General features: G+C 68.7%; 9 protein-coding genes. 5 read left to right on the top strand and 4 right to left on the bottom strand.

The features are described 5' to 3' along the window. Positions 1 to 46 precede the first annotated feature (46 nt). Positions 47 to 3,586 (bottom strand): DNA polymerase III subunit alpha, encoded by a 3,540-nt coding sequence (gene dnaE, locus OG194_RS34940; RefSeq protein WP_327404755.1) that lies wholly within the window; start codon positions 3,584 to 3,586, stop codon positions 47 to 49. 178 nt (positions 3,587 to 3,764) lie between these two features. Here dnaE and OG194_RS34935 point away from each other — a divergent pair, with 178 nt between their 5' ends. The 4 genes from OG194_RS34935 to OG194_RS34920 all read left to right on the top strand — a co-directional run bounded on the left by OG194_RS34935 (position 3,765) and on the right by OG194_RS34920 (position 8,509). Then, a complete protein-coding gene (locus OG194_RS34935; RefSeq protein ID WP_327404754.1) occupies positions 3,765 to 5,090 on the top strand; it encodes a DUF2252 domain-containing protein in 1,326 nt (441 codons plus the stop codon). Between the two features lie 68 nt (positions 5,091 to 5,158). Beyond that, a complete protein-coding gene (locus OG194_RS34930; protein ID WP_327404753.1) occupies positions 5,159 to 5,848 on the top strand; it encodes a hypothetical protein in 690 nt (229 codons plus the stop codon). An 87-nt stretch (positions 5,849 to 5,935) separates the two neighbouring features. Next, positions 5,936 to 6,748: a thioredoxin domain-containing protein gene (locus OG194_RS34925; RefSeq protein ID WP_327404752.1), complete on the top strand. Its 813-nt coding sequence runs from the start codon at positions 5,936 to 5,938 to the stop codon at positions 6,746 to 6,748. 99 nt (positions 6,749 to 6,847) lie between these two features. After that, a complete protein-coding gene (locus OG194_RS34920) occupies positions 6,848 to 8,509 on the top strand; it encodes an alkaline phosphatase D family protein (RefSeq protein ID WP_327404751.1) in 1,662 nt (553 codons plus the stop codon). A 31-nt stretch (positions 8,510 to 8,540) separates the two neighbouring features. On the opposite strand, the gene OG194_RS34915 is transcribed toward OG194_RS34920, so the two are convergent. After that, positions 8,541 to 9,110, bottom strand: coding sequence for a dienelactone hydrolase family protein (locus tag OG194_RS34915; protein ID WP_327404750.1), 570 nt, complete (start codon positions 9,108 to 9,110; stop codon positions 8,541 to 8,543). Positions 9,111 to 9,139: 29 nt separating this feature from the next. Between OG194_RS34915 and OG194_RS34910 the strand changes: the two genes are divergently transcribed. Continuing rightward, entirely contained in the window at positions 9,140 to 10,255 is a 1,116-nt protein-coding gene (locus tag OG194_RS34910; protein WP_327404749.1) for a mechanosensitive ion channel family protein, read from the top strand. An 802-nt stretch (positions 10,256 to 11,057) separates the two neighbouring features. Here OG194_RS34910 and OG194_RS34905 read toward each other — a convergent pair. Together OG194_RS34905 and OG194_RS34900 are read right to left on the bottom strand one after the other, a co-directional pair. After that, entirely contained in the window at positions 11,058 to 11,798 is a 741-nt protein-coding gene (locus OG194_RS34905) for an SDR family NAD(P)-dependent oxidoreductase (protein WP_327404748.1), read from the bottom strand. Positions 11,799 to 12,120: 322 nt separating this feature from the next. Further along, a complete protein-coding gene (locus OG194_RS34900; protein ID WP_327404747.1) occupies positions 12,121 to 13,707 on the bottom strand; it encodes a Na+/H+ antiporter in 1,587 nt (528 codons plus the stop codon). Positions 13,708 to 13,774 lie beyond the last annotated feature (67 nt).

Below are 13,774 nucleotides of genomic sequence, written 5' to 3'. Positions count from 1 at the left end.
CCGTTGGCGGATGCGCCCCTCAGTCGCTTCTCTGCGTGTCTGTTGCTCAGCCCGCCAGGCAGGCCGCGCCGAGCAGCACCTTCAAGTCGCCGAACAGTGCCGGGTCGGGCTTCACCCGGTGCTTGTCCAGGCGCAGGATCGTGGTCTTGGTCGGGCCCTGGAGCCTGATGCGGACCTCGCTGTCGCCCCGGTGATGGCTGAGGATCTCACCGAGCCTGCTGATCATGGGCGGAGTGACCCTGGTGGCCGGGATGGTGAGGATCACGGGCGCGTTGGTGCCCACGTTCGACACGTCCGGGACCTGCATCTCCATCGCGACCAGGCGCGGCACGTCCTCGCGCTTGTCGAGGCGGCCCTTGACGAACACGATGGTGTCCTCGACGAGTTGGGTCGACACCAGCTGGTAGGACGCCGGGAAGAACATGCACTCGATGGAGCCGGCGAGGTCCTCGACGGTGGCGATCGCCCAGGCGTTGCCCTGCTTGGTCATCTTGCGCTGGAGGCCCGAGATGATGCCGCCGATGGTGACGACCGCGCCGTCCCCGTGCTCACCTCCGGTGAGCTGGGCGATGCCCGCGTCGGCCTTGTCGGACAGCACGTGCTCCAGGCCGAAGAGCGGGTGGTCGGAGACGTACAGACCGAGCATCTCCCGCTCCTGCGCGAGGAGATACGTCTTCTCCCACTCATCGGTGGTGAACTCCACGTCGAGTCCGAAGCCGGGCTCGCTGGTGTCCTCCTCGCCCATGCCCCCGAAGAGGTCGAACTGCCCCTCGGCCTCCTTGCGCTTGACCGCCACCACGTTGTCGATCATCGGCTCGAAGTGCGCGGTGAGGCCCTTGCGGGTGTGCCCCAGGGTGTCGAACGCACCGGCCTTGATGAGGGATTCGGTGGTCCGCTTGTTGCAGGCGGTGGCCTCGACCTTGTCCAGGTAGTCGGGGAAGGAGCCGTACTTCCCCTTCGCCTTGCGGGACCTGATGATCGAGTCGACCACGTTCGTGCCGACGTTGCGCACGGCCTCCAGGCCGAAGAGGATCACGTCGTCGCCCTGGGCGGCGAAGTTGTGCACCGACTCGTTGACGTTCGGCGGGAGCACCTTGATCTTCATGCGGCGGCACTCGTTGAGGTAGATCGCGGACTTGTCCTTGTCGTCCTTGACCGAGGTGAGCAGCGCCGCCATGTACTCGGCCGGGTAGTTGGCCTTCAGGTAGGCGGTCCAGTACGAGACCAGGCCGTACGCGGCGGAGTGCGCCTTGTTGAAGGCGTAGCCGGCGAAGGGGACCAGGACGTCCCACAGGCCCTGGATCGCCGCGTCGCTGTAGCCGTTCTTCTGGGCGCCGGCCTGGAAGATGGTGAAGTTCTTCGCCAGCTCGTCGGCCTTCTTCTTGCCCATCACGCGGCGCAGGATGTCGGCCTCGCCGAGCGAGTACCCGGCGACGATCTGGGCGGCCTTCTGCACCTGCTCCTGGTACACGATCAGGCCGTAGGTCACCGCGAGGACCTCCTCAAGGGGCTCCTCCAGCTCCTTGTGGATCGGGGTGATCTCCTGGCGCTTGTTCTTGCGCTCGGCGTAGTTGATGTGCGAGTTCATGCCCATCGGGCCGGGCCGGTACAGGGCCGAGACGGCGGAGATGTCCTCGAAGTTGTCGGGCTGCATCTGGCGCAGCAGGGAGCGCATCGGGCCGCCGTCGAACTGGAAGACGCCCAACGTGTCGCCACGGCAGAGGAGTTCGAAGGTCTTGGGGTCGTCCAGCGGGAGGGCGAGCATCTCCAGGTCGATGCCCTTGTTGGACTTCACCATCTTGATGGCGTCGTCCATGATCGTGAGGTTGCGCAGGCCGAGGAAGTCCATCTTCAGCAGGCCGAGCGACTCGCACTGCGGGTAGTCCCACTGCGTGATGGTCACGCCGTCGGTGTGGCGCACCCACACCGGTGCGTGGTCGACGATGGGCTCGCTGGACATGATGACGCCGGCCGCGTGCACGCCCATCTGCCGGACCAGGCCCTCGACGCCCTTGGCGGTGTCGATGACCTTCTTGACGTCCGGTTCGTTCTCGTACATCCCGCGGATCTCGCCCGCCTCGCCGTAGCGGGGGTGCTTGGGATCGGTGATGCCGGAGAGGTCGATGCCCTTGCCGAGGACGTCGGCGGGCATCGCCTTGGTGAGCCGGTCGCCCATCGCGTACGGGTAGCCCAGCACGCGCGCGGAGTCCTTGATGGCGTTCTTGGCCTTGATCTTGCCGTAGGTGCCGATCATGGCGACCTTGTCGGCGCCGTACTTCTCCGTCACGTACCGGATCACCTCGACGCGCCGACGCTCGTCGAAGTCGATGTCGACATCGGGCATGGAGACGCGCTCGGGGTTGAGGAACCGCTCGAAGATCAGGCCGTGCGGGATCGGGTCGAGGTCGGTGATGCCCATGGCGTACGCGACGATCGAACCGGCCGCGGAACCACGGCCGGGGCCGACCGCGATGCCGTTGTTCTTCGCCCACATGATGAAGTCGGCGACGACAAGGAAGTAGCCCGGGAACCCCATCTGGATGATGACGTCCATCTCGTAGTCCGCCTGCTTCTGGCGGTCGTCGGGGATGCCGCCCGGGAAGCGGCGCTCCATACCGCGCCGGACCTCCTCCTTGAACCAGGTGATCTCCGTGTAGCCGTCCGGAATATCGAACTTCGGCATGAGGTTCTTCGCCTCGAACATGCCGGAGGTGTCGATCTGTTCGGCGACCAGGAGGGTGTTGCGGCAGCCCTCCTGCCAGGCGTCCGAGGAGTCCACGGCGTACATCTCGTCGGTGGACTTCAGGTAGTAGCCGGTGCCGTCGAACCGGAAGCGGTCCGGGTCGGAGAGGTTCTTGCCGGTCTGGATGCAGAGCAGGGCGTCGTGCGCGACCGACTCGTGCGCGTACGTGTAGTGCGAGTCGTTCGTCACCAGGGGCGGGATGCCGAGCTTCTTGCCGATGTCCAACAGGCCGTCACGGACCCGGCGTTCGATCTCGATGCCGTGGTCCATCAGCTCCAGGAAGTACCGGTCCTTGCCGAAGATGTCCTGGTACTCGGCGGCGGCTTTCAGCGCCTCTTCGGGCTGGCCCAGGCGCAGCCGGGTCTGGAGCTCGCCCGAGGGGCAGCCGGTGGAGGCGATGAGACCCTCGGACCACTGGGAGATGGTCTCCTTGTCCATGCGCGGCCACTTCTGCAGCCAGCCCTCGGCGTACGCGTCCGAGGACAGCTTGAAGAGGTTGTGCAGGCCCGTCCTGTTGGCCGCCCAGATCGTCTTGTGGGTGTAACCACCGGAGCCGGAGACGTCGTCGCGCTTCTGGTGCGGCTGGCCCCACTGGATCTTGCGCTTGTTGCGCCGCGACTCGGGGGCGACGTACGCCTCGATGCCGATGATCGGTGTGACGCCCGCCTTCTTCGCCGTGTGGAAGAAGTCGTAGGCCCCGTGCAGGTTGCCGTGGTCGGACATGGCGATATGGCTCATGCCCATCTCGTTGCACGCGTCGAACATGTCCTTCAGCCGCGCGGCACCGTCCAGGAGCGAGTACTGGGTGTGGACGTGCAGGTGCGTGAACGGCGGCTTTGACACGGCTTGGCCTCCAGGGGAAACAGTCGACAACAGACAGCGGGCGGTCTGGGGGGACGAGACCGAATCCTATGCCTCGCCACTGACACACGGCGGGCACTCCCACGTACCTTCAAGCGTTGGAAAGTGACGACAGACCCGTCACATGTCACGCACCACCCGTACCAGGAGGCACAGAGCGATGTCGGTTCCGCAGCTCAACGACGAGCACCGCGGCGAGGAGATCCTTGCCGTCTTCGACACCGCCTTCGGCGAGCTCCTGGCCGCCGACCCGGCCGCGTTCCGCGTGAAGTTCCGGAAGATGGCAGCTTCGGCGTTCGCGTTCTACCGGGGCACGGCGTGCCTCTTCTACCACGACCTCGACGCGGAGAAGCGGGGCGGCCCGTACCTGGACGACCGCACCTCGCGCGTGTGGATCCACGGCGACCTGCACGCAGAGAACTTCGGCACCTACATGGACTCGAACGGCCGGCTGGTCTTCAACGTCAACGACTTCGACGAGGCCTACGTCGGCCCGTTCACCTGGGACCTCAAGCGCTTCGCCGCCTCCGTCGCGCTGATCGGGTACGCGAAGGCGCTCAGTGACGAGCAGATCACCGAGCTGGTGCAGGTCTACGCGGGCGCGTACCGCGAGCGGGTGCACGCGCTGGCGACCGGCGCGAAGAGCGACGAGGTGCCGCCGTTCACGCTGGACACGGCCGACGGCCCGCTCCTGGGCGCACTGCGCACCGCCCGCTCGCTGACCCGCTTCGAGCTGCTGGACTCGATGACCGAGATCCGCGACTTCGAGCGCCGGTTCGCGCCGGGCGGCGGCTCCATCGAACTGGACGCGGCGACCCGCTACAAGGTCCTCGCGGCCTTCGACGGCTACCTGGAGACGCTTCCCGAGTCCTCCCTGGACCACCCCGACTCCTACCGCGTCAAGGACGTCGTCGGCCGCCGGGGCATCGGCATCGGCTCGGCCGGACTGCCGTCGTACAACATCCTTCTGGAGGGCAACAGCGACGCCCTGGAGAACGATGTGGTGATCTACATCAAGCAGGCCCAGACACCGGCCGTCTCGCGGCACATCACGGACTCGGCGATCCGGGACTACTTCCAGCACGAGGGCCACCGCACGGTGATCTCCCAGCGCGCCCTCCAGGCGCACGCGGACCCGTGGCTGGGCTGGACCGAGCTGGGCGGGACCGGGCAGTTGGTCGCCGAGGTCTCGCCGTACGCGGTGGACCTGGACTGGAGCGACATCGACGACCCGGAGGAGATCGCCGCCGTCGTCGCCGACCTCGGGCGGGCCACGGCCACGATGCACGCGGCGGCCGACGACCAGTCCGGCGAGTCCCTGGTGCCGTTCTCCACGGAGCGGGCCATCGACGCGGCGATCGCGGCCGACGAGGACGGCTTCGCGGGCGTGCTCGTCGACTTCGCGCACAGCTACGGCGCACGCGCGCGTGCCGACCACCAGACCTTCGTCGACCTGTTCCGCAACGGCCGGATTCCGGGTCTGTAACCATCCGTACGCTCACAGGAACCCTTTAGGGGTCCCTTACCGGAGCACATGACAGACTCTCCTCCGCTATGGACATATCCGGGATCCAGCTCAGGGCCGTACGCGCGGCGCTGTTCACGGCACTGGTCGTGACGCTCAGCACCGCGTCGCACGTGCTGCTGTCCCGGGTCCCGCTGCCGCTCGGCACGGTGGCGGCGATCGCCGCCACCGTGTTCGTGATCGCCTACGCGCTCGCGGGCCGAGAGCGCGGCTTCGGCCGGATCGCCGCACTGCTGATCCCGCTGGAGCTGGCCGCCGACACGGTCTTCACCACCGGCCAGCACGCCTGCTACGGCAGGGCGGGCGGCCCGGTCGCCGGACCGCTGCGCGCGGTCGGCCTGGACGTGCTGTGCAGCGGCGGCGGTGTGGGCACCTCGCTGGCCCGGATGACCGACGATCCCCATCAGGCGGCGGCGCTGCTCGCGCACACCGACGCCACCGCCGCCTGGCTGCTGCTCGGCGCGCACATCGGCGTGGGCCTGCTGGCCGCCGCCTATCTGCGCCGCGGCGAGCGCGCCGTGGCCGAACTGCTGCGCGCGGCAACGGCGGTGGGCTTCCGCCCGCTGCTGCTGGCCGTCGCCGCGGTGTCGGCCCGACGCACCGCGCCGGTCCGCCGGCTGCCGCGCACCGCGCACCGCACGGCCACCGCCCGTGAGCGGCTGCTGGTGCACTCCCTGGGACGGCGTGGACCGCCGTGCTCGGTCCTGCCCGCGGTCTGAAACACCCCACAGGTACCTGAGCACACATCAGTCCCCCACACGTATTCCGCGTACGACGTGTACGCGTCCCATATGGAGATCACCAACATGAGCAAGCGGAACAGCGCGGCGGCCAAGACGCAGGCCCGTGAGCGGCTGCGCGCCGAGCGCGAGAAGCAGGCCAAGCGCGCCAAGGTCAGGCGGCAACTCATAGTCGCCGGTTCGGTCGTCGCGGTCCTCGCGATAGCCGGCGGCATCGGCTACGCGGTCGTACAGAACAACAAGCCCGGCTACTGGGAGTCGGCGAAGGACGACAAGCTCGTCAAGCCGGCCAACACCACCGGCACCAACGGCACGACGGTCGTCCTCGGCAAGAGCACCGCCAAGAAGACCCTGGTCATGTACGAGGACCCGCGCTGCCCGATCTGCGCCCAGTTCGAGCAGACCGTCGGCTCGACCGTGAAGAGCGACTTCGACGCCGGCAAGTTCAAGATCCAGTACGTCGGTGCCACGTTCATCGACAACAAGGACAACGGCGAGGGCTCCAAGAACGCGCTGAGCGCCATGGGCGCCGCGCTGAACGTCAGCCCCGAGGCGTTCCTTGAGTACAAGACCGCGCTGTACTCGACGAAGTACCACCCGGACGAGACGACCGACAAGTTCAAGGACGACGCGTACCTGATCAAGGTCGCGAACACGGTCTCCGCCCTGAAGAACAACGCGGCCTTCCAGAAGGCCGTGAAGGCCGGCACCTACGACAAGTGGGCGCTGGACATGTCGGCGACGTTCGACAAGAGCGGGGTGACCGGCACGCCGACCCTGAAGATGGACGGCAAGACGCTGACCGGCTCGGACGGCACGAACGCGCCGATGTCGGTGGCCGACTTCACCACGGCGATCACGGCGGCCCTCAAGGCCTGAGCCTTGTAAGACGCTGTTGTAAGACGCGCAGCCGAAGAGCGGGCGAACTTTTACGAGTTCGCCCGCTCTCGTTAATACCGGTCAGTAACCTATTCGCTCGTGACCAGTCGATACAGAGCACCCGAGAGCGTCAACTCGCCCTCCCCGCGCCGCCGTACGGTCGTCAAGGCCGCGGCCGCCACCGCCGTCCTGACCGGCCCGCTGCTCGCAGCGCTGCCCGCCAAGGCCGCCACCGACACCCCCTCCTTCCTGCACGGCGTCGCCTCCGGAGACCCGCTCCCGGACGGCGTCCTGCTGTGGACCCGGGTGACGCCCACCGCCGAGGCGGTCCCCGGCTCGGGGCTCGGCCCGGACACCGAGGTGAGCTGGACCGTGGCCACCGACAAGGCGTTCACGAACGTCGTCTCCAGGGGCTCCCTCACCGCGACGACCGCCTCCGACCACACCGTCAAGGCCGACATCCGCGGCCTGGCCCCGGCCACCGACTACTGGTTCCGCTTCTCGGCCGACGGCACCGACTCCCCGGCGGCGCGCACCCGCACCGCGCCGGCGGCGGACGCGACCGTGACCGGCCTGCGCTTCGGCGTCGTCACCTGCGCCAACTGGGAGGCGGGCTACTTCTCGTCGTACCGCCACCTCGCGGCCCGCAACGACCTGGACGCCTGGCTCCATCTCGGCGACTACATCTACGAGTACAAGTCGGGCGAGTACGCGGCGCGAGGCACGGTCGTACGGCCGCACGCGCCCCTGAACGAGATCATCACGCTCGCCGACTACCGCACCCGGCACGGCAAGTACAAGACCGACCCGGACCTCCAGGCGCTGCACACCAAAGCACCGGTCATCGCGATCTGGGACGACCACGAGTTCGCGGACAACGCCTGGTCCGGCGGCGCGGTCAACCACACCGAGGGCGCCGAAGGCACTTGGACGGCCCGTCAAGCGGCCGCGAAACAGGCGTACTTCGAGTGGATGCCGGTACGCCCGGCGATCGCGGGCACCACCTACCGCCGCCTGCGCTTCGGCAAGCTGGCGGACCTCTCGCTCCTCGACCTGCGCTCCTTCCGTTCGCAGCAGGCGAGTTCGGGCAGCGGTTCGGTCGACGACCCGGACCGTACGATCACGGGCCGCGCCCAACTCGACTGGCTGAAGGCCGGGTTGAAGGCGTCGGACACCAAGTGGCGGCTGGTCGGCAACTCGGTGATGATCGCGCCGTTCGTCGTCGGCGCGCTCTCCGCCGACCTGTTGAAACCGCTCGCCAAGCTGCTGGACCTGCCGCAGGAGGGGCTCGCCGTCAACACCGACCAGTGGGACGGCTACACCGACGACCGCCGTGAACTCCTCGCCCACCTGCGCTCGAACGCCATCGGCAACACGGTCTTCCTCACCGGCGACATCCACATGTCCTGGGCCAACGACGTACCGGTGGACGCAGGCACTTACCCGCTCTCGCCCTCTGCGGCAACGGAGTTCGTGATCACGTCCGTCACCTCCGACAACCTCGACGACATCGTGAAGGTCCCCGAGGGCACGGTCTCCGCGCTCGCCGCACCGGTCATCCAGCTCGCCAACCGGCACGTCCACTGGGTCGACACGGACCGCCACGGCTACGGCGTCCTGGACATCACGGCCGACCGGGCACAGATGGACTACTACGTCCTGTCCGACCGCACGTCGGCGACCGCGACCTCGTCCTGGGAGCGGTCGTACCGGACGCGGAGCGGCACGCAGAAGGTGGAGCGGACGTACGACCCGGTGTAGGTAAGGCCTTTTACCGGCACAGGCAAGGCTTTTAGAGGGTCTCCAGGAAACCGAGGGCCACCCGCCAGGTGGCCTCGGCGGCCTCCTCGTCGTAGTCCGGGAGGTCGGGGTCGGTGTACAGGTGGCCGGCCCCGGCGTACCGGTAGATCTCGACGTCGGCGCCCGCCCTGCCCATCTGGAGATACCAGGAGCTGAGCCAGTCGTCGGTCTCGAACTGGTCGGGCTCGGCGACGTGCAGTTGCACCGGCAGGTCGTCGACGGAGGCGTTGGCCGCGATGTCCGAGGTGCCGTGCAGGAGGAGCAGCCCCAGCGCCTTCTCGTCGCCGAGGGCGAGGGTCTGCGCGACGGAGGCGCCGAGCGAGAACCCGGCGTAGACGAGCCCGCGCTCGGAGTAGGGGGCGGCGGCCAGCACGGCCCGCTTCAGCAGCTCGTCCTTGCCGATCCCGTCGTTGAAGGTCATGCCCTCCTCGACCGTCTCGAACGTACGCCCCTCGAAGAGGTCCGGGGTCCACACCTCGTGGCCCGCCGCGCGCAGCCGCTCGGCGGCGTCACGCACCGCCGGCCGGAGACCGTACGTGGAGTGGAAGAGCATGATGTTCATGAAGCCATCGTGCCAGTACGGTCGGACACATGGAGAACGTACTGCGCCCGCTGATCGTCATCGGCGGCTCCGTCGTCCTCACGCTGCTCATCGGCTGGGTCACCGACCTGCTGCTGCGCAAGGCGGACGCCCGGCACGACGACACCACGCTGTGGGGCCTGCTGCGCCGAGGCCGGGTCCCGTACCAGCTCGTCCTCTGCGCGGCCTTCCTCAGAGCCTCCTACGACCAGGCACAACTGCTGGAGGAACACCGGATCGGCATCGGCCAGACCCTGACCCTGGTGCTGATCGGCGCCACCGCGTGGCTGATGATCCGGGTTGCGGCGGCGATCGTGGAGTCGTCGTACGCGCGCTACGCCCGCGCCTCCCGCGACGCGGCCCGGGTCCGCCGGGTCCGGACCCAGGTGACGCTGATCACGCGGGTGGTGGCCGCGATCGTCGGCGTGGTTGCGGTCGCCGCGATGCTGCTGACGTTCCCCGCGATGCGGGCGGCCGGCGCGTCCCTGCTGGCCTCGGCGGGCGTCCTGGGCATCGTCGCCGGTGTCGCTGCCCAGTCCACGCTCGCCAACCTCTTCGCGGGACTCCAGATCGCCTTCGGCGACATGGTCCGCATCGGGGACACGGTGGTGGTGGACGGCGAGTGGGGCACGATCGAGGAGATCACCCTCACCTTCCTCACGGTCCGCACCTGGGACGAACGCCGGATCACCATGCCGGTGTCGTACTTCACGTCCAAGCCCTTCGAGAACTGGTCCCGCGGCACCCCCCAAATGACCGGCATCGTCTATTTCCAGGTCGACCACTCGGCCCCGGTGGACGCGATGCGCACCCAGCTCCGCGAAATCCTCCGCGCCTGCCCGGCTTGGGACGGCCGCAGCTACGGCCTCGTCGTCACCGACACGACCCCGAACACGATGGAAGTCCGGGCCCTGGTCACGGCAAAGGACGCGGACGACATCTGGACGGTACGGGTCACCGTCCGCGAACAGATGATCCGCTGGCTGTACGTGGAGCACCCATACGCGCTCCCCCGCGTCAACACGGCGGACGCGGCACCGATCCCGGGGGAGGATCCGTCACCGAATGGTGGGGGTGGGGGCATCGGGCGTGCGGCGCATGAGCCTCCGGGGGGTAATCGGGGGTGAGGGGTGGGCGGGGCGGGGCCTGCCGGTCGGCTGAGGGGTTGGGCGGGGCGGGGCGTGCCGGTCGGCTGACGGCCACGGCTGAATTACCCACCCACGCCCACCTGTTCACCGTCGGTTGAGGGGTGGGCGTTTGCCGTTGGGGCGTGGCGCGGCTGGTGGGTGGCCGGTTCAACACCCCAACACCCGTGTTGGGCAACGCCGTTGGACTGGGCTACCCGTGAAGCGACCTGGAACTGGTTACTACCGAGCACCGGAACCCGGCTACGGCTGAGCAACTCCGGGTACCCCAACACCCGTGCCCAGCACCACCATTGCCCCGGACACCCAGCGAGCAACCGGCCCCCGGCAGCCAGAGAGACCAGCCGGACCGAGCTCGCAACGCCCATGCCCGGCGAGAACCCTCCCCCGACCCGAACCCCCAATCCCGAGCCGAGGCCAGTGCCCGGCGCCTCAATCCCCGCGCCTGGCAACGCCGTTAACCCAGCCGACCAGCGAGGCAACCAGGGCCCAGCCGTCGGCGAGACCAGCCGGCCCAAGGCCGCAGCACCCATGCCGGGCGAGAATCCCTCCCTCGCCCGTGAACGACACGGACCGAACCAGGGCCGGCGAGTCCGGACGCCTCAACACCCCCGCTGGACAACGCCATTGGTCTGCACAACCTGCGAAACGGCCGAGACCCGGCTACAGCCACAGCCACAGCCAGGCAACACCAAGCACCCCAACGCCCGCGCCCACCGCAGCCGTTACCGGACGACCGACAAACCGACCGGAACCCGACCACGACTGAGCAAGTCCGCGCCCCTCAACGCCCCCGTTCAGCCCCGCCATTGACCTGAATCACCTGCGAAGTCACATGCCCGGCAGCCGGGGACGCGAGCCAGTGCAAGGTCGCGGCGACATCCCCTGGCGTACCGGCCCGCCCGGTCGACGTGTCGTTGATGAGCCGTTCACGCCGGGCGGGATCGATCTGCGGCCCGAAGAACTCGGTGTCCTCGATGTACCCGGGCGCGACCACGTTCACAGTGATGCCGCGCGGGCCGAGATCCCGGGCCAGGTCATAGGCGTACGGATGCAACGCGGCCTTGGCCCCGCCGTACGCCCCGCTCCCCGAACCCCGGTACGCGGCGATGGAACTGACGAACAGCACCCGCCCGCCCGGCTCCGCGAGCCGCGGCTTCAGCGCCTCGGTGAGCAGCGCGGCGCTGAGGGTGTTGATGCGGAAGTTGACGGTCCAGTCGTGCGCGACGCGGTCCAGCGGATCATCGCTCGCGCTCCCCGGTTCCAACGCCCCGGTACCGCCCGCGCCGTGCACCAGCACATCCACGGTCCCGAACTCCTCGGCGACGAACCGCCCGACCCCGCGAACGACTTCGGGCTCACTCAGATCCCCGGCGTACGTCAGCGCCCCCGGCACTCCGGTCTTCTCCAACACCTCGCGCCGACGGCCGAGGAGCAACACCCGATCCCCGTCACCCGCGAAGGCATGCGCCGCGGCGAGCCCAATTCCCGTACCACCACCACTGATTACAACGTTGCGAGCCATGGGACGAGCCTACAAAGAGGGCGAGGACAAACACGAGCCAATTTGTCCGGTGGCCGCCAACGGCGCCGAGCCCTCACGGGAGACGTCCACCCCTCAATCGCCCGTAAACGGGCGGCGCGCGGGTGGGCAAGCATGTCGACCCGCAGCCGCCAACGGCGCTCGGCCCCCGCGACAAACGCCCACCCTCCAGCCCACGGTGAACGGGCGGTGCGCGGGTGGGCAAACATCTCAACCCGCAGCCGCCAACGGCGCAGCACCCCCACCACAAACGTCCACCTTCCAGCCCATGGTGAACGGGCGGTACGCGGGTGGGCAACACGGCTCACCTCAAGCTACGCACATCCAAATGCCGAAGCACCCGGTCCACGATCTCCGGATCCGCCCCGGGTTCGCTCCGCGCCGCCAACACCTCATGCCGAGCCGCGCTCATCATCTCCCCCTGGATCCGCCGCATCCGCTTCACCCGCTTCACCCGCTTCTCGTACGCCTCCCGCCGCTCCCCGTCCCCCACCTCGGGAGAGATCCGCACCCCGATGTCGAACGCCCGCCGCAACAACTGCTCGGACACCTCCTCCGGCAGTTCCTCGACATCCTCGATCTCCCGCAGCCGCCGCTTCGCGGCCTTCGCCGCCCGCACCGCCAGTTCCTTCTCGAACGCCTTCTCGCTGTCGGTGTCGGCCCGCACCCCGAGCCGCTTCACCAGCCACGGCAAGGTGAGCCCCTGAAGCACCAGCGTCGCCATGATCACCCCGAACGCGATGAACACGATCTCGTCCCGGTCCGGGAACGCCGACCCGTCGTCCATGGTCAGCGGAATCGCCAGCGCCAGCGCCACGGACGCCACCCCGCGCATCCCAGCCCACCACATGATCACGGTCTCCCGCCAGGACGTCGGGATCTCCTCGTCGTAGTCCCGCTTGGCGTGCAGCCGTTTCGTCAGCCAGGTCGCCGGCAGCAACCACGCCAGCCGTACGACCACCACGACCCCGACGATCGCCCCGGCCCAGCCGAGCATCTCGCCCCACCGCCCGGACGCCGTACGGATCGCGTTGTGCAGTTCGAGCCCGATGAGCCCGAACGCGACCCCGGTGACCAGCGTGTCCACGACATCCCACACGGTCGCCCCTGCGAGCCGGGTCAACACGTCATCGGCGCCCAGGGAGTACTCCGCCAGGAACAGCGCGGTGGTGAGCACGGCGAGCACCCCGGAGCCGTGCAGTTCGTCGGCCAGGACGTACGAGGCGTACGGCACCAGGAGGGTCAGCCCGATCTGGAGGGTGGCGTCGTCGAGGGCGGACATCAGCTTGTTCGTGGCCCATCCCAGGGCCACTCCGACCGCTACGGCGACGACGGCGGACAGCACGAAGTCGAGCCCGGCGCGCCAGAACTCGAAGCTCCCGCTGACAGCGGCGGCAATCGCGACGTGGTACAGCACGATGGCCGTCACGTCGTTGAAGAGGCCCTCGCCCTCCAGGATCGACACCAGCCGCCGCGGCAGCCCGAGCTGCCCCGCGACCGCGGTCGCGGCGACCGGGTCGGGCGGCGCCACCAGCGCACCGAGCGCGACGGCGGCCGCGATCGGCAGCCCCGGCACGATCGCGCTGGCGACGACCGCCACGGCGAGGGTGGTGACGAAGACCAGCGCCACGGCCAGCAGGAAGATGGGCCGGATGTTGGCCGTGAACTGCCGCCAGGAGGTGCGCCGTACGGCCGCGTACAGCAGGGGTGGCAGCAGCAGGGGCAGGATCAGGTCGGGCGGGACGTTCACGTTCGGCACGAAGTCGGCCACCGCGAGGACTATCCCGAGGAGGGTCATGAGCACCGGCGCCGGCAGACCGAACCGGTCCCCCAGTGGGACGCTCACCACGGCCCCGAGCAACAGGACGAAAAGCAGGGCCAATTGATCCACGGTCAGGGCTCCGGCGGGATCTCGACGTTCACACAGCGGACGCCCCAGCCTGCCACGCCACCTGCCC

The sequence above is a fragment of the Streptomyces sp. NBC_01288 genome, assembly GCF_035982055.1.
Classification (GTDB): domain Bacteria; phylum Actinomycetota; class Actinomycetes; order Streptomycetales; family Streptomycetaceae; genus Streptomyces.
Note: the sequence above shows the minus strand (reverse complement) of the source record. Positions and strands in the feature narration are given on the sequence as shown.